The organism is Lactobacillus sp. JM1 (assembly GCF_009834385.1).
Taxonomy (GTDB): domain Bacteria; phylum Bacillota; class Bacilli; order Lactobacillales; family Lactobacillaceae; genus Lactobacillus; species Lactobacillus paragasseri.
The window spans coordinates 258,443-281,582 of record NZ_CP044412.1 but is presented as its reverse complement, the minus strand read 5'-3'; the positions used below and the strand labels follow the sequence as shown (position 1 = coordinate 281,582).

The 23,140-nt window shown below is 35.5% G+C and carries 24 protein-coding genes, 1 pseudogene and 1 riboswitch; of the genes and pseudogenes, 10 read left to right on the top strand and 15 right to left on the bottom strand.

Annotation, left to right across the window (positions count from 1 at the left end):
• Positions 1-11: 11 nt before the first annotated feature.
• The 3 genes and pseudogenes from F3I00_RS01335 to F3I00_RS01325 all read left to right on the top strand — a co-directional run bounded on the left by F3I00_RS01335 (position 12) and on the right by F3I00_RS01325 (position 2,152).
• The gene (locus F3I00_RS01335; RefSeq protein WP_003649502.1) at positions 12-524 is read left to right on the top strand and encodes a hypothetical protein; all 513 of its coding nucleotides are present in this window, start codon (positions 12-14) and stop codon (positions 522-524) included.
• Between the two features lie 85 nt (positions 525-609).
• On the top strand, positions 610-1,119 hold the full coding sequence (locus F3I00_RS01330; RefSeq protein ID WP_020806549.1) for a methylated-DNA--[protein]-cysteine S-methyltransferase: 510 nt from the start codon (positions 610-612) through the stop codon (positions 1,117-1,119).
• A gap of 110 nt (positions 1,120-1,229) precedes the next feature.
• Positions 1,230-2,152, top strand: a pseudogene (locus F3I00_RS01325) (prenyltransferase).
• 162 nt (positions 2,153-2,314) lie between these two features.
• Here F3I00_RS01325 and F3I00_RS01320 read toward each other — a convergent pair.
• Genes F3I00_RS01320 through F3I00_RS01310 form a run of 3 tightly spaced genes read right to left on the bottom strand, consistent with a single transcriptional unit; the run spans position 2,315 to position 3,308 of the window.
• A complete protein-coding gene (locus tag F3I00_RS01320; protein WP_020806552.1) occupies positions 2,315-2,506 on the bottom strand; it encodes a DUF4160 domain-containing protein in 192 nt (63 codons plus the stop codon).
• Entirely contained in the window at positions 2,499-2,789 is a 291-nt protein-coding gene (locus F3I00_RS01315) for a hypothetical protein (protein WP_003649506.1), read from the bottom strand. Before F3I00_RS01315 ends, F3I00_RS01320 begins: the two co-directional genes overlap by 8 nt.
• Before the next feature lie 57 nt (positions 2,790-2,846).
• Complete coding sequence (locus F3I00_RS01310; protein WP_020806553.1) at positions 2,847-3,308, bottom strand: hypothetical protein; 462 nt, start codon at positions 3,306-3,308, stop codon at positions 2,847-2,849.
• A gap of 241 nt (positions 3,309-3,549) precedes the next feature.
• On the opposite strand from F3I00_RS01310, the gene F3I00_RS01305 reads away from it, so the two are divergent.
• Complete coding sequence (locus tag F3I00_RS01305; RefSeq protein ID WP_077410116.1) at positions 3,550-3,639, top strand: putative holin-like toxin; 90 nt, start codon at positions 3,550-3,552, stop codon at positions 3,637-3,639.
• 253 nt (positions 3,640-3,892) lie between these two features.
• Here F3I00_RS01305 and F3I00_RS10750 read toward each other — a convergent pair whose 3' ends face one another.
• Positions 3,893-4,048, bottom strand: a complete 156-nt coding sequence (locus F3I00_RS10750) for a hypothetical protein (protein WP_020806555.1) — start codon at positions 4,046-4,048, stop codon at positions 3,893-3,895.
• Between the two features lie 183 nt (positions 4,049-4,231).
• Between F3I00_RS10750 and F3I00_RS01295 the strand changes: the two genes are divergently transcribed.
• Positions 4,232-5,239, top strand: a complete 1,008-nt coding sequence (locus tag F3I00_RS01295) for a helix-turn-helix domain-containing protein (RefSeq protein ID WP_020806556.1) — start codon at positions 4,232-4,234, stop codon at positions 5,237-5,239.
• Positions 5,240-5,296: 57 nt separating this feature from the next.
• On the opposite strand, the gene F3I00_RS01290 is transcribed toward F3I00_RS01295, so the two are convergent.
• Positions 5,297-5,845 carry a hypothetical protein gene (locus F3I00_RS01290; protein ID WP_020806557.1) on the bottom strand — a complete coding sequence of 183 codons (549 nt, stop codon included), beginning with the start codon at positions 5,843-5,845 and terminating at the stop codon, positions 5,297-5,299.
• A 211-nt stretch (positions 5,846-6,056) separates the two neighbouring features.
• On the opposite strand from F3I00_RS01290, the gene F3I00_RS10960 reads away from it, so the two are divergent.
• Positions 6,057-6,170, top strand: a complete 114-nt coding sequence (locus F3I00_RS10960) for a putative holin-like toxin (RefSeq protein WP_196767642.1) — start codon at positions 6,057-6,059, stop codon at positions 6,168-6,170.
• 193 nt (positions 6,171-6,363) lie between these two features.
• Here the strand turns inward: F3I00_RS10960 and guaA are convergent, their stop codons facing one another.
• Positions 6,364-7,917: a glutamine-hydrolyzing GMP synthase gene (gene guaA, locus F3I00_RS01280; RefSeq protein ID WP_020806558.1), complete on the bottom strand. Its 1,554-nt coding sequence runs from the start codon at positions 7,915-7,917 to the stop codon at positions 6,364-6,366.
• Between the two features lie 184 nt (positions 7,918-8,101).
• On the opposite strand from guaA, the gene F3I00_RS01275 reads away from it, so the two are divergent.
• The 3 genes from F3I00_RS01275 (at position 8,102) to F3I00_RS01265 (ending at position 11,001) form a co-directional block, all read left to right on the top strand.
• On the top strand, positions 8,102-8,878 hold the full coding sequence (locus tag F3I00_RS01275; RefSeq protein WP_024273007.1) for a hypothetical protein: 777 nt from the start codon (positions 8,102-8,104) through the stop codon (positions 8,876-8,878).
• A gap of 44 nt (positions 8,879-8,922) precedes the next feature.
• A riboswitch (purine riboswitch) is annotated at positions 8,923-9,021 on the top strand.
• A gap of 72 nt (positions 9,022-9,093) precedes the next feature.
• Positions 9,094-9,672 (top strand): xanthine phosphoribosyltransferase, encoded by a 579-nt coding sequence (locus F3I00_RS01270; RefSeq protein WP_020806560.1) that lies wholly within the window; start codon positions 9,094-9,096, stop codon positions 9,670-9,672.
• The gene (locus F3I00_RS01265; protein WP_159310961.1) at positions 9,673-11,001 is read left to right on the top strand and encodes a nucleobase:cation symporter-2 family protein; all 1,329 of its coding nucleotides are present in this window, start codon (positions 9,673-9,675) and stop codon (positions 10,999-11,001) included.
• A 73-nt stretch (positions 11,002-11,074) separates the two neighbouring features.
• On the opposite strand, the gene F3I00_RS01260 is transcribed toward F3I00_RS01265, so the two are convergent.
• The 4 genes from F3I00_RS01260 to F3I00_RS01245 all read right to left on the bottom strand — a co-directional run bounded on the left by F3I00_RS01260 (position 11,075) and on the right by F3I00_RS01245 (position 15,232).
• Complete coding sequence (locus F3I00_RS01260; RefSeq protein ID WP_020806562.1) at positions 11,075-12,340, bottom strand: UDP-N-acetylglucosamine 1-carboxyvinyltransferase; 1,266 nt, start codon at positions 12,338-12,340, stop codon at positions 11,075-11,077.
• Positions 12,341-12,473: 133 nt separating this feature from the next.
• Positions 12,474-14,096: a CTP synthase gene (locus F3I00_RS01255; protein WP_020806563.1), complete on the bottom strand. Its 1,623-nt coding sequence runs from the start codon at positions 14,094-14,096 to the stop codon at positions 12,474-12,476.
• A gap of 130 nt (positions 14,097-14,226) precedes the next feature.
• Positions 14,227-14,769 carry a DNA-directed RNA polymerase subunit delta gene (gene rpoE / locus F3I00_RS01250; protein WP_003655719.1) on the bottom strand — a complete coding sequence of 181 codons (543 nt, stop codon included), beginning with the start codon at positions 14,767-14,769 and terminating at the stop codon, positions 14,227-14,229.
• 40 nt (positions 14,770-14,809) lie between these two features.
• Complete coding sequence (locus tag F3I00_RS01245) at positions 14,810-15,232, bottom strand: DUF1934 domain-containing protein (RefSeq protein WP_020806564.1); 423 nt, start codon at positions 15,230-15,232, stop codon at positions 14,810-14,812.
• A gap of 112 nt (positions 15,233-15,344) precedes the next feature.
• Here F3I00_RS01245 and F3I00_RS01240 point away from each other — a divergent pair, with 112 nt between their 5' ends.
• The gene (locus tag F3I00_RS01240; protein ID WP_003649520.1) at positions 15,345-16,709 is read left to right on the top strand and encodes an HD domain-containing protein; all 1,365 of its coding nucleotides are present in this window, start codon (positions 15,345-15,347) and stop codon (positions 16,707-16,709) included.
• Between the two features lie 46 nt (positions 16,710-16,755).
• Here the strand turns inward: F3I00_RS01240 and F3I00_RS01235 are convergent, their stop codons facing one another.
• From F3I00_RS01235 to F3I00_RS01215, 5 genes are all read right to left on the bottom strand, one after another.
• Entirely contained in the window at positions 16,756-18,372 is a 1,617-nt protein-coding gene (locus F3I00_RS01235) for an alpha-glucosidase (RefSeq protein WP_020806565.1), read from the bottom strand.
• A 70-nt stretch (positions 18,373-18,442) separates the two neighbouring features.
• Complete coding sequence (locus F3I00_RS01230; RefSeq protein WP_003649522.1) at positions 18,443-19,300, bottom strand: sugar ABC transporter permease; 858 nt, start codon at positions 19,298-19,300, stop codon at positions 18,443-18,445.
• A gap of 2 nt (positions 19,301-19,302) precedes the next feature.
• Complete coding sequence (locus F3I00_RS01225; RefSeq protein ID WP_003649523.1) at positions 19,303-20,658, bottom strand: carbohydrate ABC transporter permease; 1,356 nt, start codon at positions 20,656-20,658, stop codon at positions 19,303-19,305.
• Positions 20,659-20,694: 36 nt separating this feature from the next.
• The gene (locus tag F3I00_RS01220; RefSeq protein ID WP_003650750.1) at positions 20,695-21,912 is read right to left on the bottom strand and encodes an extracellular solute-binding protein; all 1,218 of its coding nucleotides are present in this window, start codon (positions 21,910-21,912) and stop codon (positions 20,695-20,697) included.
• Between the two features lie 110 nt (positions 21,913-22,022).
• Entirely contained in the window at positions 22,023-23,126 is a 1,104-nt protein-coding gene (locus F3I00_RS01215) for an ABC transporter ATP-binding protein (protein WP_003647890.1), read from the bottom strand.
• Positions 23,127-23,140: the final 14 nt, after the last annotated feature.

The window sequence follows — 23,140 nt, the reverse complement described above, 5'->3', positions numbered from 1 at the left end:
ATATTTTAGTCATGAAGGATAATTACACAATTGACCATGATATGTATCTTATGAATCATAAAAATGGCGATGTTCTGAAGGTAACTGTTGATAATAAAGATAAGTCATTAAAGAATTTGCAGCTTTATCGTCAAGATGGCCTTGGAAATTACTACTATGACAAAAACTCACAGTTAAAGCATCAAGATAATTTAGCCACTAAAAAAGACATTGTTAAGGCAAGTAAAGAAATTGGTGCACATAATACCCACCATATCGACAAGTGGCATCACAAAGTTACGCCAGTATATAATGCTGAACACAAGATTACTGACTTTGAGCCCAAACTTGCTTTAGAGCATCATGCTAAGATTAAGAACGCTAAAAGATATTTGCGTCATTTGAATCATCATCATGCAGATTTTTTATTCTTAGCTAATAAAGGTTTGTTAAGACAACCTTTAAATTATCTCAAAGATGCGATTTATACTGACCGTAATAAAGAAATGGTCATTGCACATAAGGTACATAAGATCGCTAAATAATGAAAAGACCAGTGAACACTTCAAGTCACTGGTCTTTTTGCTAGGCTTAGAATTGATATATATTAAACAAAAGAGGATGTGTTTCATGCAAACTATTTCTTACTACAATTCACCTATTGGAAAAATATTGCTCGCTAGTGACGAGCAAGGTCTAGTTGGTCTATGGCTAGATACTGATCGTTACTATGGAGATATTCTTGCAAAAAACTATTCCGAAGGAGAAAACAAATATCTATCTTCTGCTAAAAAATGGTTAAATATTTTTTTTCAAGGAAAAGAGCCTAATTTTATTCCTCAATTGCACCTTACTGGTACTGATTTCCAGAAAAGAGTTTGGCAAGCCTTACTAAAAATCCCTTATGGGACAACTACTACTTATAAATATATCGCTATGAAAGCTGCACAAGATAAAAAACATTTACCTATTAGAGCAACTGGTGGGGCTGTTGGTCGAAATCATATCTGCATTATTGTTCCTTGCCACCGTGTTGTCGGCGTTAACCACAATTTAACCGGTTATGGTGGTGGTATTGATAAAAAGATTAAACTACTTCAACTTGAAGGAGTAGACATAAGCCAGTTTAAAAAGCCTTAATAAAAATAAACTTGTATATAATTTTACTGAGTTTCCATTTTTATCATTCTTTTCAACTTAGCAAAGTTTAGACTATAATTTTAAGTAATCACTATTTAAGGTAATTACTTATGAAAAAATACTCTATAATTCAAAAATTTAACGCACTTGTTCAAATACAGACAATTATCATTTCAGCCTTGCCATATATTATTGGCTCATTAATGGCTAGTTACTATTATCACCATTTCAATTTATCTTATTGTCTTTGGCTTTTTCTAGCCGTAATTTCTTTTCACTTAGCCGTTAATGGTCATAATCAATATACTGATTATCTTCGCTATAAGAAAAATCATGTTACTAGTTACAATAATATTTTAGAAAAATTCAACATCTCCCGAAATTGGGCTAGAAATGTAATTATTCTATTAACCCTTGTTTCTGCGACTATTGGCATCATACTTAGTTTTAAAGTCGGTTGGATAATTCTCTTAATCGGTTTCTTTAGCTACTTAATTGGTTATTGCTACTCAGGCGGTCCTTACCCAATTCTAAAAACTCCTTTTGGCGAACCCGCCTCTGGAATTACAATGGGCTATAACATCACTCTTTTAGGTATCTACGTCAATATTTACAACATACATTCCTTTGATAGTTTTTTCTGGGCTAAAGCAATCATTGTTGCCTGCCCTGCGATCTTTGTTATTGCCAACGTAATGCTAGCCAACAATATTTGTGACGTAGAAGAAGACGTTAAAATTGGTCGTAAAACTCTCCCATTTTATATTGGTCGCAAGAATGCTTTGATTGTTTTATGCACATATTACGTTTTAGCATATATCTTTTTAATTCTAAGCATTGTCTTGCACTATTCTTGCACTATCTACCTACCCTTGCTTTAGGCAGTTTACTTACCATTCCACTAGTCTATCGTTCAACTAGAACCTTTGTTAAGGATCCTCATAAAGAAACTACATTTAAAGGGATTTTAATGAATGTTTTGCTAGTACTAGTCAGTGAAATCATCTTCTCGCTTATAGGATTAGTATGGTAATAATTAATCTAAGCATAGTAAAAAGCTCGCAATTAATTGCGAGCTTTTTGGCATTAATTATAAAATATAGTTTTGGTTATATATAAAACTGAATTTGTTTTGCATTAAAGTATTTCAACCAGCGTTCACAAATCAAATCGTATTGCGCCGTAATAACATCAATCAATTTATTAATATCATGACTGCTAAGATTACTTCCGTTACTAGCCAGCACACATCCTCCAGATTTAGTAAGCCAAACTTTGTTGCATGAGCGTTTGGTCTTCCTTTAGATACGTGAACATGAATAGGTTCATCATTCTCATTTGACCAAAAATATATATGATATCCTAAAGTACTAAAAATATTAGGCATTATCTATTCCACCTAATCTAGCATATTTATAAATTACAGCAGCATTTTTATGTGCAAATTGAACAAAGAACTTTATTTGTTCATTACTAAAGCCGTCATTATATAACCACTTATAACTTGGCAACTCAATTCTTGCTTCCCTAAATCCGTCATCATAAGGCTGTTCGAAATTAATTAAAACGGAGTTATTTTCTAAAATTTCCGAATGTGTAATAATCGTTTCATCTGGCAATTCAATGTATGGATATAACATTCTCTCACCTTTTCTCATCAGTAAAATCATTATCTTCTCCTTTCTATTTTACCTATCTATATCTAAATTGCGCAAAGCTATTACCTCTTAATTCTCTGGACAAACAATAACTAACTTAGATTTAAGCATCTCAGTCAATTCTTCTGATTGCTCATTTCGAAATGAAATAGTGTATTTTTCTCTTCCATTTTTCCATGGATCTACTGGAGTTAACAAAATAAAATAAGTTCTACAAAGCAATAATTCATTTCTCATAAAACGATAGACTTCATCTTTCAACATATTTTGAAGATAGTTTAAACCACTCGGCCAAGTTTCTTTATCAGCTACAAGCAGTCCAATCATTATAGTTTCTCCATCAGCAGTTTTAGCAAAAATATTTCGATTATCTTTATCTTCGGGAAAACGAAATCCGGCTGATACAACATGTTCTTCAGGAAGAATTTCTTGCATCAATTTTAGTAATACATTCTCTTCATGAATCTTCTTACCAAACTCAACTTCATTGTACATTTTTGGATCAGCAAATAATTTTTTAATATATTCCATGATTTTTCCTCTTCTACTAAAAATTTTATTTCTAATCCTTATTACGCAAAAAACTCCCAATTTTTGTTGGGAGTTTTAATATTTTATTTAAATTTTTATTGCGGGCTTTTTAATCTTGTTCGTCTTTCTTTACGAACAAATTTTCGCTATACTAATTTTTGCAGAAAGTTTTATGAGCGGCGGTTGTTTTTCCTCCCGGAGGTGAGGCCTATGGTCAACACACTGCAGAAAGGGTTCAACCATGTCGGTTTACGAAAGCATTTCTTTAATGCTTTTGTTTGGTACGTTTGTGTTAGCCTTGCTAACTTACATCGACCACCACAAAAAATAAAAACGCCGCTCAATCATACTTTGGTCAGTTATTGAGTAGGCGTCAGTCTAAACTATAATATACCACCGCTCTTAAAGCGGGCTGCAAGGAGATCTTCGGATCTCCTTTTTCTTTACACAAATTATAACATATTTTTATTAATGGATCATGCGTTTCCATCTTTACAAATCCTTTAATGCTTGAATTAAATCTGCATCTTCATTTAAGATCTCGCTAACTTTTTTCTTTACATCCTCTGATACTTCAGGCTTTTTTAATGTAATCGACATCCGACCTCTTTGATTACCTGATCTTCAGGTTTAACTTTAAAGATAGCAGTATCTTGGTTGGTTAACCTAATTGCTTCTGAATTTTCTGTTTTAAAAACTTTGGCCGTTTTATTATTTTCTTTATCTTTCAAAAAGACCATAAGACTACCTCCCACTTTTTTATGTGATTATATTTTATTATTTTGTAGATACATATAGCACCATTTAGCCTATAAAAAGGTATTTGCAACTAATAGTTGCCCGTTAAGCAATCAAAAAGTGGTTGTCTGCAACCAAGATTTTTTATAAATTAAGATCAATAAAAACAGAAAGGATGATCTATTATGAGATTAGGTCAAAAAATCGCAGACTTGCGGAAAAAGAATAATCTTTCTCAAGAAGGCTTAGCTGAAAAAATGAACGTTAGTCGCCAAGCTGTTTCAAAATGGGAAAGTGAACAATCAATTCCAGATATTGAAAAAATAGTTAATTTATCAGAATTATTTGGTGTCACAACTGACTATCTATTAAAGAGTGGCGAACCTTCATTTGAACTTAAAAATGAAGATGTTAATGATAAAGATAAATTACCTATTTTATCTGATGAACTAGTAAAAAAATATTTAACTGCTAGTCGAAAAAGTGCAAAATTACGTGCGTTAGCTATTGCCTTAATTATTTTTGGTTTAGCATGTATTTGCTTCACACGTGCATTAAGGTATAGTTTAGACACAAAATATTTCTTAGAAAAATATGGTGATCGCTTAACCTCAATAGTTTCTGCTATTGGCTATATTTTGTTTATTATAACTATAGCAATTGCAGCAGTCTTATTCGTTTACAGCATAATGAATGTACGCGAGTTCAAACAACTTAAAATGCAGAATTTCGATGTCAGAGAAGAAAAGAAAAAACTAGAAGCTACAATTAAGACATTTCATAAAAATAATGATAAATATCTTGTTTTGGCTAGTATTCTAGCAGTTTTAAGCATTATAGGTCCAATAATGGAAAGCACATCCGTTCTATCTGGCTTTGAGCCACTTATTACCCGAGGAATATCTCTTTCAATTTTTAGCGTTGCTTTATACTTTTTTAATTTCTATTTATTCCAAAGAAATTATCTTTCTATTTTGATTAAGCATAAAAAGCATTTACCTATTAAGCTTCACAGATTGTTTGTCTATGGCAGTTGGATTTATGCTTTCTGTGTTTTGGGTATTTTTTATATTACTACTAGACTTCCTTATGGCTTGTATATACCCTTTTTTAATCCTACACTTTTCATAGACTTCAGTATTATTGTTTACTGTCTATTTACATACTTCTTTATTAAAGAAAAAGCTGAATAATTTACTCAAAAAGCCCGCAAATTTAATTGCGAGCTTTTTAATTTATTAACCACAAAGTTAATTATTTGAACTTTGATCATTTTTATTTGCGCTAGTTGATGGATCATCCAAGTCTACTTTTTTACCTGGATTAAAGATCTCATCATATTCTTTTTCCTCATTACTTGTCTTAGTAAAGACTTGTTTAGCTGAATTATTATTTTCAGTCATTGTCAAAGTTTTACCATCTAACACTAAAGAACCTTTAGTATCTACTTCTTGATTATTATCATCTCTGTGTGACATGGTAATTGTAAATTTATTGTGACCTTCGTAATGCCAATTACCAGAATCATTTTTTGAACCATCATTATGGTTCTTAGTTTGGTAATACCATAATGTATGTCCATTTTGTAACACAACTGCGGCTGTCTTATCTTTATTTACATATGTTCCAATTATATCAGTGATAGTTAACTCATGGCTTGAACTTTGATTAGTTTTACTTGATTTACTAGACGTAGCTTGACTGTTAGAACTATTAGAAGAAGTATTATTTGCACAACCTGTTAAACCGACAGTAAGGAGTGCAATTGCCCCCAAAAATAATTGTTTTTTGAAATTCATTTAATCAAATCCTCCAAAATTTTATAAACTAGTTATACCATAAATAAGAATAGTATCAACACCAAGCAATGATGTTCATTAAAAAAGCCCGCAAAGTTAATTGCAAGCTTTTTATCTTGTTCGTCTTCTTTTACAAACACAGTTTCTGTATAATTATTTCCGCAGAAAGTTTTATGAGCGGCGGTTGTTTTTCCTCCCGGAGGTGAGGCCTATGGTCAATACACTGCAGAAAGGGTTGTCGGTTTACGAAAGCATTTCTTTAATGCTTTTGTTTGGTACGTTTGTGTTAGCTTTGCTAACCTATATAGACCACCACAAAAAATAAAAACGCCGCTCTACTTACATAACTTTGGCGAGTTATAGAGCGTCGTTTTCTACGATTTTTATAATATCGACCACCGCTCTTAAAGCGGGCTGCAAGGAGATCATCGGATCTCCTTTTTCTTTATACAAATTATACCATATTTTTCAAAATAAAAGCCCGCAAATCTAATTGCGAGCTTTATTTATATATTCTATTATTCCCATTCAATTGTGGAAGGTGGCTTACTGGTAATATCGTAAACTACGCGGTTAATGTGATCACATTCATCTACAATTCTTGTAGAAATCTTGCTTAATACATCCCATGGCAATTTAGCAAAGTCAGCAGTCATTCCATCAATTGAAGTTACGGCACGAATACCAATGGTGTAGTCATAAGTTCTTCCATCGCCCATCACGCCAACTGAGCGGATACCGGGTAGGACTGTGAAGTATTGCCAAACATCTTCTTGTAGTCCTGCTTTTTTAATTTCATCACGTAAAATTGCGTCACTTTCACGCACAATCTTGAGCTTATCTTCGGTAACTTCGCCAAGTACACGAATACCAAGACCTGGACCTGGAAATGGTTGACGCCATACTAAGTCGTGTGGAATACCTAATTTTTCTCCTAGTTCACGAACCTCATCCTTGAAAAGCTTACGAAGTGGTTCAATCAATTCAAAATGCATGTCTTCAGGTAAGCCTCCAACATTGTGGTGAGACTTGATTGTTTGAGCAGTATTAGTACCTGATTCAATCACATCAGTATATAACGTACCTTGAGCTAAAAAATCAACATCCTTAAGCTTCTTAGCTTCTTCATTAAAGACTTCAATAAATTCCTTACCAATGATCTTACGTTTTTGCTCAGGGTCGGTTACGCCCTTAAGTTTACCTAAAAAGCGCTTTTGTGCATTAACACGAATAATGTTTACACCAAGATCCTTGTTCAAGGCTTGCATTACTTGGTCGCCTTCGTCCTTACGAAGCATCCCATGATCAACAAAAATCGCAGTCAATTGATCACCAATTGCCTTGTGCAAAAGTGTTGCTGTAACGCTTGAATCAACACCACCTGAAAGGCCCAAGATGACTTTCTTATCACCGACTTTTTCACGAATTTCATCAACTTGCATGTCAATGAAATCGTCCATTGTCCAATTAGCTTTTGCATCGCAAACATCGAATGCAAAGTTCTTTAAAATATCTAACCCATATTCTGAATTACGAACTTCCGCATGGAATTGAATTCCATAGAATTTCTTTTCATCATTAGCAATTGCAGAAATTGGGCAGTTCTTACTCTTAGCAGTAACTTTAAAGCCTTCTGGTGCCTTAGTCACTAAATCTCCATGACTCATCCATACATATTGCTCTTTAGGTAAACCTTCAAACAAGACCGCATTTGGATCAGTTACTTCGATATCTGCACGGCCATATTCTGAATTATCAGCCTTTTCTACGTTGCCACCTAAGTCGTAACTCATCAGCTGCATCCCGTAACAAATACCTAAAATTGGAATACCTAGCTTAAAGATTTCAGGATCAACCTTTAATGCGCCTTCATCATAAACACTGTTAGGACCACCTGAAAAGATAATTCCTTTAGGTGCCATTTTCTTAATCTTTTCAATGCTCAAGTCATGAGGCAAAAGTTCTGAATAAATACCAAAATCACGAATTCGACGGGTAATCAGTTGGTTATATTGACTACCAAAATCAAGCACGATAATCTTGTCAAAGTCGTTTAGATTAGTCTTAGCCACAATTTTCTCCTTCTAAAATAATTCATCCCTATTTACTAGAAACTTTACTAAGAAAAATTCAATTGGTCAATCATTTCTTTTATCTTTCTATCCCTAAGCATTAAAATAGCGTATTCATTTCTTGATCGATAAAATATAAATAGTCTATACAAACTTCTATTTATATATTAAAGAGGTGATTATCATGTCTAACGAAAATTACATATCTTATTCTGCTACCCAAGATTTCTTATCTGCTAGAAGACGCAGTTCTACATTAATTGCTAGTGGCGTAATGCTATGTATTTTCTCACCAATTGTCTTATTAATTCTAATTAGTCTCACTAGATTAGACATCTTAACCTGGTCAATCAATTTTGCAACTGGAATTGGAGTAATTATTTTACTAGCTTTTATCGCCACAGCAGTTGCGTTATTCATAGCTGGAAACCGATGGCTTAAAGTTCATGAAAATTACGAATATGAAGACTGCAATCTTTCAAACAATGTAAGAGAAAAAATTATCGAAGAAAATAAAGTCTATGAAAACCAACATATGATTTTTAAAATTATTGGCATTACTTTTTGCATTTTGTCTGCTATTCCATTAATGAGTGGCGCCTTATTTGTAGATGCACTTGCTAGCAGTAGACTTGATGACTTAATGACTGGCTTTTCTTCAGCGACGCTTTTACTCGTTGGCATTGGCGTATTTTTCTTAGTTAAAACTAATATCATTCATGATAGTTTCAATATTATCCTACAACTTGATGACTACACAAGTGAGAAAAAAGCTGGTAAAAAGTTGATTGAAAAATACGCAACTATTTACTGGATGACAATTTCTTTTGTCTACCTTGCCTACAGTTTTATGAGCAACAATTGGAACCAGAGCTGGATCATTTGGCCATTAGCTGGAATTGCATATGGAATCTTTGAAGCGGTCATGTCGCTAAAAAAGAAAAAAGCAATATCAGAATGATTCATCGCTAAAAAGGCTCTTGTGTTCGGAAAATGATTCTGCTACACTCTAAATATCAAAATATCTATATATCGTCGTAATAAGGTCGACAGTTTCTACCCGGAACCAATTAATTCTGGACTATAGGTAATCGATGTCATAAGTAGCAGTACAATAGACTTCTTTTACCCTAATTCACGGGTAGAAGAAGTCTTTTTTTATGCAGGAGGAAAAAATTGAAATTACTTGAGGAACGGATTCGCAAAGATGGTGAAGTACTAGACGGTGACGTCTTAAAGATTAATTCTTTTCTTAATCATCAAGTCGATCCGGAACTTATGATGCAAGTAGGAGTAGAATTCAAACGTTTATTTGAAAACGAAAAAATCACTAAAGTTCTTACCTGCGAAGCTTCAGGAATTGCACCTGGTATTATGGCAGCTTATCAATTAGGCGTTCCAATGGTTTTTGCAAGAAAGAAAAAGCCATCTACTCTCAACGATGCCGTTTACTGGGCCGATGTATTTTCTTATACAAAAAAGGTTAACAATAAAATTTGTGTTGAAAAGAAATTTTTAAGTAGTGATGACCATTTATTAATTATCGACGATTTCTTAGCACACGGTGAAGCTGTTAAGGGAATGCTTAATATTGCCAAGCAAGCAGATGCATCTGTAGCAGGCGTCGGCGTGGTAGTAGCCAAAGAGTTCCAAGGTGGTAGCGACTGGGTTAAAGAACATGGCTATCGTCTTGAAGCCCTAGCTAGAATTGCTAACTTTGAAAATAATCAAGTACATTTTGTAGGAGAAAAATAAATGAAGCATATGCAAGTTAACCACAAAAAAGCAGCTTTATTAGGATTGCAGCATTTATTGGCGATGTATTCTGGAGCTATCGCTGTTCCTCTTTTAATTGGTACAGCATTAAAATTTAACTCCACACAAATGACTTACCTAGTTTCAATTGATATTTTTATGTGTGGTTTAGCCACTGCACTTCAACTCTTGCGTAATCGTTACTTTGGAATTGGCTTGCCAGTTGTCTTAGGATGTGCAATTCAAGCAGTCGCTCCACTTCAAATGATTGGTAAGAAATTTACTATCGGAACGATGTATGGCGCTATTATTGTCGCAGGTATTTTCGCCTTCTTAGTAGCAGGATATTTTTCAAAAATCAAAAAATTGTTTCCACCAGTTGTAACGGGGAGCTTAATCACAGTTATTGGACTTTCTTTAATTCCAGTTTCTATTCAAAATCTTGGCGGAGGAAATTCTGCTGCTAAGAGTTTTGGTGATCCCAAAAATCTCTTAACTGGTTTTATAACTGTCGCAATTATCCTAGCATTACAGGTTTGGGGCAAAGGATTTATCAAATCAATTGCTGTTTTAGTTGGATTAATTGCAGGAACTCTAATTGCAAGTATGCTTGGAATGGTATCACTAACACCAGTTGCACAAGCTTCTTGGTTCCACTTACCACAACCATTTTATTTCGGTATGCCACAATTTGAGTGGTCATCTAGCTTAACCATGATTATCATTGCACTAGTTTCAATGGTTGAATCAACGGGTGTTTTCTTTGCTATTGGGGACTTGCTCCACAAAGATATCTCAAGCGATGACCTCAAGAAGGGCTACCGTGCTGAAGGATTAGCTCAAATTCTCGGTGGTATCTTCAACACTTTCCCATATACTACTTTTTCTCAAAATGTTGGTTTGCTTGAATTATCAGGCATCACCACTAAACGCCCAATTTACTGGGCATCTGGATTTTTAATGTTAATGGGACTATTACCAAAATTTGGTGCTTTAGTAACTATTATTCCTGATTCTGTCTTGGGCGGTGCAATGCTAGTAATGTTCACTATGATCGCCGTCCAAGGAATGCGGATGCTCAAGCGAGTTGATTTCGATGATACTCGCAACATCTTAATCGTAGCCATTTCAATTGGTTTAGGATTAGGTGTTACTGTTTATCCGCAAGTTTTCCAATCTTTACCTGAAACTGTTCAGTTATTCCTTGGAAACGGTATTGTTGTAGCTAGCTTAAGTGCTACTATCCTCAACCTCTTATTTAAAGGAAAATCTGGCTTAGAAGAGCAGCATATCCCTGCTGCACCAGAAAAAATTGAGGTACAACACTAATTAAAAATTTTTCTTAAAACCACACAAAAAGGACTTGGAGTTTTCCAAGTCCTTTTTACTTTATTCAAAAACTTTAAACATCAATTACAGATACTTCTGCACCTAATTGACGCAACTTTTGCTCAATTCTATCATAACCACGCAAAATATTACCTGCGTTTGAAATGATAGTCTCGCCATCAGCCATTAAACCAGCTAGCATTAAACATGCTCCTGCTCTAATTTCACCTGCGCTGACGTGTGCTCCATGTAAATGATGAGTTGGGTGAACTAAAATAATATTATCTTCAACATGGATGTTTGCACCCATCTTTTGAAGTTCAGGAATATGTCCTACTCGCTTAGGATAAATCTGATCAATTACTACACCCTCACCCGTCTTAGCGGTTAAAAGAAGTGGAGTAATTGGTTGCTGCAAGTCAGTTGCAAATCCTGGATAGACGTCAGTTCTAACCTGAACCATCTTTAAATCACCTGCTGGATACACATAAAGTGAATCTTCATCAGCATCAATTACTACACCCATTTCTTCTACTTTTGCTAAGTATGAATCAAGGTGTTCTTCAATGATATTATGAATTCTAATTCCATCACCAATGCATGCAGCTAAAGCCACATAGGTTCCAGCTTCAATTCGATCAGGGATAATAGTATGCGGAGTTTGAGCTTTTAACTCTTCTACACCCTCAATTCGAATTACATCAGTACCAGCACCACGAATAACGGCTCCCATATTATTTAAAAATGTTGCTAAATCAATAATTTCTGGCTCTTTAGCTGCATTTTCAATAATAGTTTGTCCCTTAGCCATTACGCTAGCCATAATTATGTTCATTGTTGCGCCGACAGACGGCATCTTTAAATGAATTTTTGCACCACGAAGCCCAGTCTTAGGAGCTGTGATGATAATTTGATCGTTCTCATTTTCAACAGTTGCGCCTAGTGCTTCAAAACCTTTAATGTGTTGATCAATAGGACGAGGGCCAATATCATCGCCGCCTGGAAAGCCTACTACAGCTTTACCAAAACGACCTAACAATGCACCCATAAAGTAGTAAGAAGCTCTCAAACTCTTAATCTTACCTGCTGGAAGGGGACTACGCTTAATGTCATCAGGATTTATCCGTAAAGTGGTTTCGTGAAAATCACACTTCACATCCATTTCACTAAGCAGATCCATCAAATTATCTACATCAGCAATTCGCGGAACCCCTTCTAGGGTAACAGGAGTCCGCGAAAGTATTGACGCTGGAATCAGTGCTACAGTGGAGTTCTTAGCACCGCCGATCCATACGTCGCCCTTCAGGGGCTTTCCACCATGAATAATCATCTGTTTCATTGGGGAAACAATCCTTTTCTCTATTTGTAATACCCAAATGTATCACAAAATATATTAAATGAAAAACGCGAAAAAAACAAGAGAACCCGTGTATTATGGCCCTCTTGTTACCGAAATTTAATTTTTAAAAAGCCTAATTAAAATGTTGTGCTGGAAGACCACTAGCTGCACCAATAAAGGCTTTGAATAAGCCCTCTGGTCTTTGTGGGCGACTTAGAAATTCTGGGTGGTATTGAGCTGCAATGAAGAATTTCTTATCTGGAATTTCAATAATTTCTACTAAGTGGTTATCTGGAGAAACGCCGGAGAAGACCATACCAGCCTTTTCAAAAGCTTCACGATAATCATTGTTAAATTCGTAACGGTGACGGTGTCTTTCTTGAATAACATCTTGATCATCATAAGCTGCGCGAGTCTTGGTGCCCTTCTTTAAAGTTGCTGGGTATAACCCTAAGCGAAGAGTTCCACCGATATTTTCTTCGTCACGCTTGTCAGCCATGATATCAATGATATTATTCTTAGTTTTTGGATCAGCCTCTGCACTATTTGCATCTTTTAATCCAAGTACATCTCTAGCAAATTCGACACTTGCCATTTGCATACCTAAACAAATACCCAAGAAAGGAATGTCATGTTCACGAGCATACTTAATTGAAGTAATCATTCCTTCAAGACCACGTGTACCAAAACCACCAGGTACAATTAAACCGTCAGAACCTTCCATGATTTCTGCAATATTATCTTCAGTGATATCTTCTGCTTGAACTTTATTAACTTTAATCTTGGTATCGTATAAGTAACCTGCGTGTTGCAATGCATCAGTAACTGAAATATATGCATCTTCAAGCTCTACATACTTGCCTACTAAAGTAATAGTAGTTTCGTGTTTCAAGTTCTTAGCACGCTCATCAAGCTTCTTCCAAGCTTCCATATCAGCTTCTGGCTTTGGACTTTCTAAATGTAAGAAATCGCAAACCTTTTGATCCATCCCTTGTGCTTGAAAGGCAAGTGGTAAATCAAAAAGTGAAGGAGCATCAATAGACTCAATAATTCGATCTACTGGAACATCTGTAAAAGTTGAAATCTTATTCTTTAAATCTTGAGGTACTGGTTTTTCTGCTCTTAAAACAAGCATATTAGGTTGAATACCAATACTTCTAAGTTCAGCAACTGAGTGTTGAGTTGGCTTAGTCTTCATTTCGTGAGCTGCATGAAGATAAGGTACTAAAGTACAGTGGATGTACATTACATTTTCTTCACCAACTTCACGACGCATTTGACGAATTGCTTCCATAAATGGAGTTGATTCAATATCGCCTACTGTACCACCAATTTCAGAAATAATTACATCTGAATCAGTCGTTAAGGCAGCACGCATGATCTTTTTCTTAATCATGTCAGTGATGTGTGGGATCACTTGAACAGTTGCACCATGATAGTCACCGCGACGTTCTTTATCAAGTACTTCTTGGTAAATCTTACCTGTAGTCACGTTAGAATATTTACTTGTTCTAACATCAACAATTCTTTCGTAGTGACCCAAATCAAGGTCGGCTTCAGTACCATCATCAGTAACGTAAACTTCACCGTGTTGATATGGATTCATTGTACCTGGGTCAATGTTAATGTAAGGATCGAACTTTTGCATGGTAACCTTTAAACCACGATTTTTAAGTAAGCGTCCTAAACTTGAGGCTGAAATACCTTTACCTAATGATGAAACAACCCCACCAGTTACAAAAATATACTTTGTCATGCCGTGCTTCCTCTCTTTTCTTTTATTATTCGTTAAAATCAAAAAAAAGCTCCCAAGTTCATGGGAGCTTAAATGCACACAGAGTGCCCATACAAAATACTAAAGGGAAATTCTCTTCCCGTCAAGTACTTTAATCGTCATCGTCATCAAGATCATCTTGATGAAGTTCTGATAATTGTCCTTCGATACCGTCATCTAATTCATTGTCGTCAGCATCGTCAAGATCATCATCTGAGTAATCATCTTCATTATTGTCGTCGTCATCAACGTCCAAATCTTCATCTTCTGGATCATCTGAATCATAGTCAATAATGTCATCATCGTCAGAATCACCAATAAAGGCATTAACCTTCTTGTGGTGCTTCTTACGTGGCACATCATCTTCATCTTCTGGATGGTTTACTTCTTCATCAACAGATTCATATGGGAACCAAGAACGCAATGCCCAAACATTATCACCCATTGAAATGAATTCACCATCAGTGTTCATATCAGTGTAAAATTGTGGCAAACGCTCACGAATTTCTTCGTCACTCTTACCCAGAAAGTTCTGGACGGCGTTAACGATATCAGCAAAGGCCATTCGCTTGCCGCTATCTTGTAAAATTGCACGAGCAACTTCGATCATTGACAATTCGTCTTTATTTTGGCCTTTAAAATCATCTAACCCCACAGTGGCACGTCCTTTCACGTAATCAATTTATCTAAATTTGCTAAAGATCTGTTACTTCAATCTTTATTGCATAGTTACCTACTAAGTATAGACCAGAAAAGAGATCATATTCAACTTTAAGTTGCATCTTTCCTGGAGAAATTTTGGAAAAATCTAATTTATTGGTCAAAGATACTAAATCCATTTGCTTACCAGCAGCCATAACTTTACATTTTTGTTTCTCTCCTGGTTCAAATTTCATTAATGTATGATCGCCTTTAATATCTCCTCGCTGCATTACTAATTCATTTGGCTTAATTAATAGTTTAACCTCAACGTTGCCTTCCTTGTTTTTTTCGTTATACTTTAATCGCCAATTATTACCAATTCTTTCAAGGCTTCCCAAACCTTCTCTTTCAAAAACAGCCGAATCATCTTCTTGATGAATTTCACTGGTAATCTTTATCTCAACTTCTTTATTCATTATTTTCACCTTCATCCATGCTAAGATAGCCTTACAGTAGCATTATTGTTATAATCAAGTTAATTAAGAGTTAACCGATTATTTTATTATCCGAGAAAATAGTATAAGAAAAATGGAAAAATTTCAAAGTAAAAAGTTGGATCATGAAAAAGTATTGCGTGATCCTGTCCACAATTATATTCATGTTAAAGATAAAGTCATTCTAGACATTATTAATTCAAAAGAATTTCAACGCCTGCGTCGTATTAAACAGCTAGGACCCGCTTCCTATGTTTTTCAGGGAGCAACACATACCCGCTTTGAACATAACTTAGGTGTTTATGAACTAACACGCCGAATCTGCGATATTTTTGAAGAAAAATACACTAGCAAAGAACCCGGAGATGGGTTATGGGATCCTAACGAACGTCTTTTAGCAGAATGTGCTGCCTTACTTCATGATATTGGCCATGGCCCATATTCTCATACCTTTGAGCATCTCTTTGGTACTAACCATGAAAAAATGGGCCAACAAATTATTACTGATAAAAATACTGAAGTCAATCAAGCTTTAAGACAAGTTAGTCCTAATTTTCCAGAATTAGTAGCTAGCGTAATTGCCAAGACCTACTCTAACCCACAAGTTGTGAAATTAATTTCTAGTCAAGCAGACGCTGATAGAATGGATTACTTACTTCGCGATGCTTACTTTACCGGAGTAACCTACGGCAGTTTTGATTTAACTAGAATCTTAGAAGTGATTCGTCCTTACCGTGATGGAATTTGCTTCACTGATAAGGGTATCCACGCTGTAGAAGACTATATTATTAGTCGCTACCAGATGTATCAACAAGTTTACTTTCACCGCGTAAATCGCTCAATGGAAGTCATCTTGCATCACTTACTTGAAAGAGCGCAAATCATATATGAAGCAGGTAAGCTCCAAGTTACTCCACAACTAGAGGCCTTTCTAAAAGGAAATTGGACACTTGAAGATTATCTTAATTTAGATGATGGCGTAATGGAAACCAATTTTCTATTATGGACTAATTCAGGTGACCAAATTCTATCAGATCTTTCAAGCCGTTATTTATATCGTCATCCCCTTGAAAGTGTCAAGATTAATGAAGATACTAAGAGTTTACTACCTAAATTAAAGAATTTAATTAAACAAGCAGGTTTTGATCCTAACTACTACACTGCTACTAATTCTGCATTTGATGAACCATATGACGCTTACAAGCCCACTGGTAAAAATGCCCACAGTCCGATTGAAATCATGCAAGCTGATGGTAGCTTAGTAGAACTATCTGAGTTAAGTCCCCTAGTTAAATCCTTAAATGGTACGCTTCAAGGAGACGAACGTTTCTTCTTTCCTAAAGTAATGGTTAAAGAAACTGATGAGCCGCAAATTTTTGATCCAATTTATCAAGAATTTCAGAAGTATATTAGAAACAATACATTGCGTTACTTAAGACGTCCAAATAAGAAAAAATAGTCATGAAATAAAGTACATTGATTGCAGAAATCAATGTACTTTTTCTTTACGCCTTAACTGCAAAAGCCTCATATGGCTTTAGAACAATATTCTTTAAACTAGCTCGTTTTTCATAATTACTAATTAAAACTTCTTTGAAATCACTATCTAAATTAAATCCTTGTTTTTCACCAGACAAATTAGCAACAACTAGCCACTTCTCATTTCCTAATTTACGCCAAAAGGCTAGCACACTATCGCCAGTATTTTCAACGAGTTCAAAATCACCATAGACTACGACTGGATTTTCATGTCTAAGCTTAATCAATTTTTGATAGGTATAAAAAATTGAACCTGGATCTGCTAGAGCAGCTTTAACATTAATTTTTTGATAGTTTGGATTTACTTTTAACCACGGTTTTCCACTAGTAAATCCTGCATTCTCTTCATTAGACCATTGCATTGGCCGTCTTGCATTATCGCGGCCTTTGGCGTTAATTGACTTAATTAGATCAGCTTTTTTATATCCTTGCTCTAGTCTTTCATGATACATATTGATACTTTCAATATCTTCGACCTCAGCAATAGACTTAACAGGGCAATTAGTCATACCAATTTCTTCACCATTATAAATATAAGGAGTTCCATGCATTAAATGTAAAATTATCGCAAACATTTTAGCACATTGAACGCGGTACTCTTGATCGTTTCCCCAACGTGAAATAACACGTGGAATATCATGGTTTTCCCAGAAAAGGCTATTCCAAGCATGGTTAAAATCAATTTCTGTCTGCCATTTAACTAATACTTTTTTTAATTCTCCCAAATCAAGCGGTCTTAAATCCCACTTTTCTTTTCCTGGCTCTTGATCTAAATTTTGGTTTTCAAATTGAAAGACCATCGACAATTCATGACGTGCTGGGTCAGAATATTCTTCTGCAATTTTAGGCGTTGCATTCCAAGTCTCACCCACGGTCATCATATCTTGACGGGCAAAGGTATGCTCATTCATTTCTTTTAAATATGGGTGAAGCATTGGACCATTTTCACGGATTCGTTGATCTGGCTCTTTACCAATTAGTTCAATGACATCCATTCTAAAGCCGCCGATTCCTTTATCAATCCAATAATTCATCATGTCATAAATTTTATTTCTTAGTTTCGGATTCTTCCAATTCAAATCTGGCTGTTGATCTGCAAAAAAATGCAAATAATATTGTCCTGTTTTTTCATCAAATTTCCAAGCTGATCCTGAAAAAGCAGATTTTAAATCGTTTGGTTCATGTCCATCTACTGAATCACGCCAAATATAAAAATCACGGTATGGATTATCTTTACTCTTCTTTGCTTCAACAAACCAAGGATGTTGATCAGAAGTATGGTTTACGACAAGGTCCATAATAATCCGTATATGATGTTTTTTAGCTTCTTTAATTAGATTATCCATATCTTTCATTGTTCCGTATTGTGGGTCTATTTTTTGATAATCTGAAATATCATAGCCATTGTCTACTCCAGGAGATAAGTAAACTGGAGATAGCCAAATTGCATCAATTCCTAGTTTTTCTAAGTATTCAAGTCTTGAGACAATCCCAGGAATATCTCCAATTCCGTCTCCATTGCTATCTTGAAATGACTTGGGATAAATTTGGTAAACAACTGCTTTTTTCCACCATGGTGTCATAAATTTCCTCCTTTAAATAAAAAGTGTCCTGCAAACGCAGAACACTTTTTTCACATAAACTTTAATTTGATTAACCCTTATCAGCACCTGCTGTAATTCCGTTAACGTAGAACTTCTGCATTACAATGAATAAAATTGTAATTGGAATAGCGATAACCACACAACCAGCAATGAATTGAGTAAAGAATTGAGCCATCATACCTTTTGATGAGTGGACCATGTTGTATAAACCATACGCAACCGTGTAAGTCTTCGGATTTCCAGAGGTAGAGAGGATAATACCTGAGAAAATGAAGTCTACCCATGGAGCCATGAATGAAGTAAGTGCGGTATAAACGATCATTGGTTTTGAAAGTGGCAATCCAATATGAATAAATACTTGCCACTTAGTTGCACCATCAATTTCAGCGGCTTCATCAATTGCACGTGGCATTGTATCAAAGAATCCTTTAGCAATGTAGAAACCTAATCCTGCACCACCAACATAAACTAAGATCAAGCCGCCAAGGTTTAACATGTTCAAAGCTTTTAAGATGTAGTATAAAGCGATCATTGACATGAAGCCTGGGAACATCCCTAAAACTAAAGCAATTTGTAAGAATGGCTTACGGAAGCGGAAACGTAATCTTGATAATACGTAAGCAACCGCAATTGTAACAAAAGTTGATAATGTTGCTGAGATAACAGCGACAAACAATGTATTTAATACCCAGTTGACAAATGGATACTGTGAGTTAGTAAAGATACCAATATAATTTTGCCAAGTAAACTTATCTGGCCAAATGGTAGATACGAATCCTGTGTTGTTGTATGAAAAACTAGCTAAAATAATCCAAATAATTGGGAATATCCATAAAACGGCCAAGATGGCTAATAGAACATATCTAAAAATTAATGCAATCTTTCTTTGATTATGATAAGACTTCATTTTTAGCCCTCCTTGTACGCATTAGTATGACGATATGCAATTAGTGAGAACGTTGCACTAATGATAAAGATCAAGATACCTAAGACAGCTGAGGCATTGTAGCGTTGCTCTTGACCAAATGTTAAGTTATATAGCCAAGTTACTAGCAAGTCAGTAGAACCAGCGCCGTTGTAGTTATTATTCATTGGCGCACCACCAGTCAGCAAGTAGATAACATTGAAGTTGTTGATGTTACCAATAAATTGCTGAATCAAAGCTGGAGACATTACAAAGAGAATTTGTGGGAATGTAATGTGATTAAAAATTTGTACTGGACTTGCACCATCAATACGTGCAGCTTCAATTTGGTCCTGAGGTAAGTTTTGAATAATAGCAGTTGAAGTTAGCATTGAAACTGGGATACCAATCCACATGTTAACCACGATAACTGTAATTCTTGCGACAAGTGGACTAGCCTGATTATCAATGAAGTGAATTGGGTGGCTAATCCAGCCCCAGTTCATAAGTAATGTATTCAATGGTCCTTGATAATCAAGGAATTGAGCCATCATTAATAGAGAAACGAACTGTGGTACAGCATAGACAATTACAAAGATTGTTCTCCATAAGTTCTTGTGCTTGATCCCCTTTGATTCAATCAAAAGTGCAAGCAAAACTCCAAAGAAGAAAGTAGTAGCAGTAGCTGCCACTGCCCAAATCAAAGTCCAACCTAGAACTGGGAAGAAAGTACCAGCTAAGTCTCCTCCTAACACGTTTCCAAATGCTTGGAATCCAGTCCATGAAAATCCGATTGAGTGTTGACGATCATAATTAGTGAAGGCCATGGAAATCATGAAGACAGTTGGCAAAACAGTAAATAAGATAATTAAAACAATTGGAATTGTCATCAAGGTTGCATGTAATCTTTGGTCAAACAAAGATGCAATCTCTTCGCGGTTAGTTGGAATATGTTCATGTCTTTTTTCTAATAAGAAAGTATGCTTATTAGATTTCAGATTAATGATATATAGGTAAATAAAGCCAGCAACGATGAATAAAGCTAAAATACCAAATAATAAGATCAAAACTGAATTATCTGGTTGCTGAGTAACATATACTCCTTGTGCTTTATCAAATATAACTCGTTTTGTTTTTATTGCACCTAAATTACTCAAGCCAGCAATTGAATGAATTCCACTTAAAAAGAACCAAATTAAAAATACAATTTCGGAAAATAAAAGCGAAAATCCTTTTAGCCATTGCCGATGCTTTATAGCATTTAAACCCATGATGAAGAATGTTAATTTGGTTGCGGTATCTCCATCTTTCCACGTTTCCTTTAAGGTAACCGCAGGCGTAGCATGTTTTTTCTTAAACATAATTAATCAAACCTTTGCTTATGTGATTTTTTAAGATTATTCTTTCTTAGAAATACTCTTTTGTAATTTAGCAAGCTTAGTCTTGTATTGTGATGGCTTAATCTTGCCGTCGTATGCACCACTAATTAATGGAGCTGAGTCGTTCCAGAAGATTGACATTTGTGGCAATTTTGGTTGAAGAACTGAGTAGCCTGGTTGAGCCATTTGAATTACAGCCTTAGCAACTGGATCATTCTTAACTTCTGCAGTATTTTGAGCTGCCTTGTTTACAGGAATTTCACCAGCATTCTTGTGAACGATTAATTGGTTTTCTTTGTTTGATAAGTATTTAGCCAATATTGCAGCATTCTTAGCGTTAGAAGTATGAGAGTTAACTGCGAAACATTCAATACCTAAGAAAGCTTCCATTTGAGCAGTCTTGCCACCAAGTTCAATAGTTGGATATGGTGCAACGCCTAAGTTCTTACCTAAGATCTTCTTAATGTTTGCTGCATTCCATGGACCATCTAAGATAGCTTGAGCGTGACCCTTCTTTAATTGGTTAAGCGCATTAGAAGTTTGCATAACACCCTTGTTATTCTTTTGTTCTGCATACCACTTCATTGCGTTAACACCATTTTGTGAGTCAAATGTTGAACCCTTTACTTCTTCTCCGCTGTCGCCAAATAGCTTAGTGCCTGCTGAGAACATTACTGGCCACATTACGTAAGCGTTAGTAAAGTCGGTTGCAACTACACCTTTAGAAGTCATGGTCTTCCAAGATTTAACATCTTCTGGAGAAAGCTTAGACTTGTCGTAGTAAACGGTTTGTGCTTGTTCTGCGTATGGATATGCGTAAAGCTTACCTTTCCATTCAGCACCCTTATATGCTTCTGGAACTGAGTTTTTCTTAATTTCTTTAGTATCAGATGGTGAAAGTGGATTGATATAACCTGAATCTGCCATTTGACCTAATTGGTCGTTTGGAACACCAAAAACATCTGCGGCCTTTGAAGGGTCCTTACCAACGTCAGTCTTGGCATTAGCAGAACCATTAGGGTTTTGGGTAACCTTAACTTTAATGTTAGGGTGTTCTTTTTCAAAGTCTTTTACAACACCCTTGTACCAACTAACACGAGCAGTATCTACCCAAAGGGTTAGTTGTTTATCTGAGCTCTTTGATTCGTTTGAATTAGAACTCTTACCACAGGCAGTTAATGAAATAGCTGATAAAGCTACGACACTACCTAAAGCCAATTTTTTCCATAACTTCATGATATTTCCTCCTAGCCATAAAAGGCTAAACACATTATTACAACCGTGAACCAAGTTTCACACTCGTTGTAAGCTTAATCAATATTTGCAGAAGCGTCCTCTTCTGCAAGTTAACGAATGGCATTCGTTGTATCTTTATCAAAGAAGTGAGCTTTGTTGACATCAAATCCCATTTCTACCTTATCGCCTGGAGTATGGTAATCACGGGCATTTACGATGGCTACAAATTCTGTGCCATCTACTTTTTGATAAAGTTGAATAGTTGATCCCAGCAATTCAGAAACGACAACTGTAGATTTAACAGTTTGGTTTGGCCAAGTCTCAAGGAAGGCTTCTTCTGAGTGAATGTCTTCTGGACGAATACCAAAGACTAAGTCTTTATCTTCATATCCCTTATCTTTAAGCATCTTAGCCTTACCTTCAGGAATTTCGATATTTAAACCTTTGCCGTCACTAATTCGATTACCCTTAAAGTGAACATTGAAGAAGTTCATTTGTGGAGAACCGATAAAACCAGCAACAAACATATTTACAGGCTTGTTGTAAACTTCAAGTGGCGTTCCGATCTGCTGAACTTGACCAACTGACATAACAACTACTCGGTCAGCTAAAGTCATAGCTTCAGTTTGATCGTGAGTAACATAGATAGTAGTAGTTCCTAAGTTTTGGTGTAATTTAGCAATTTCAGCACGCATTGTGACACGTAATTTTGCATCTAGGTTTGATAAAGGTTCGTCCATCAAGAAGATTGGTGCATCTCGCACAATTGCACGTCCTAAGGCAACACGCTGTCTTTGACCACCAGACAATTCCGATGGCTTTTTATCAAGGTATTCAGACAAGCCCAAAATTTCAGCAGCATGTTTAACCCGTTTATCAATTTCATCTTTCTTGTAGTGACGAAGCTTCAATCCAAAAGCCATGTTGTCGTAAATTGACATGTGAGGGTATAAAGCATAGTTCTGGAATACCATGGCAATGTTTCTATCTTTAGGAGCAACATCGTTCATTACTTTATGGTCAATTTCTAAAGTACCTTTAGAAATATCTTCCAGACCAGCAACCATTCTTAAAGTAGTTGACTTACCACAACCAGATGGCCCAACAAAAACGATAAATTCTTTGTCTTTGATGTGTAAATCAAAGTCATTAACTGAATATTTATCATTTCCTTCGTACTTTTTATAGATATGGTTTAAATCTACTTCAACCATTCTCTTTCCCTACT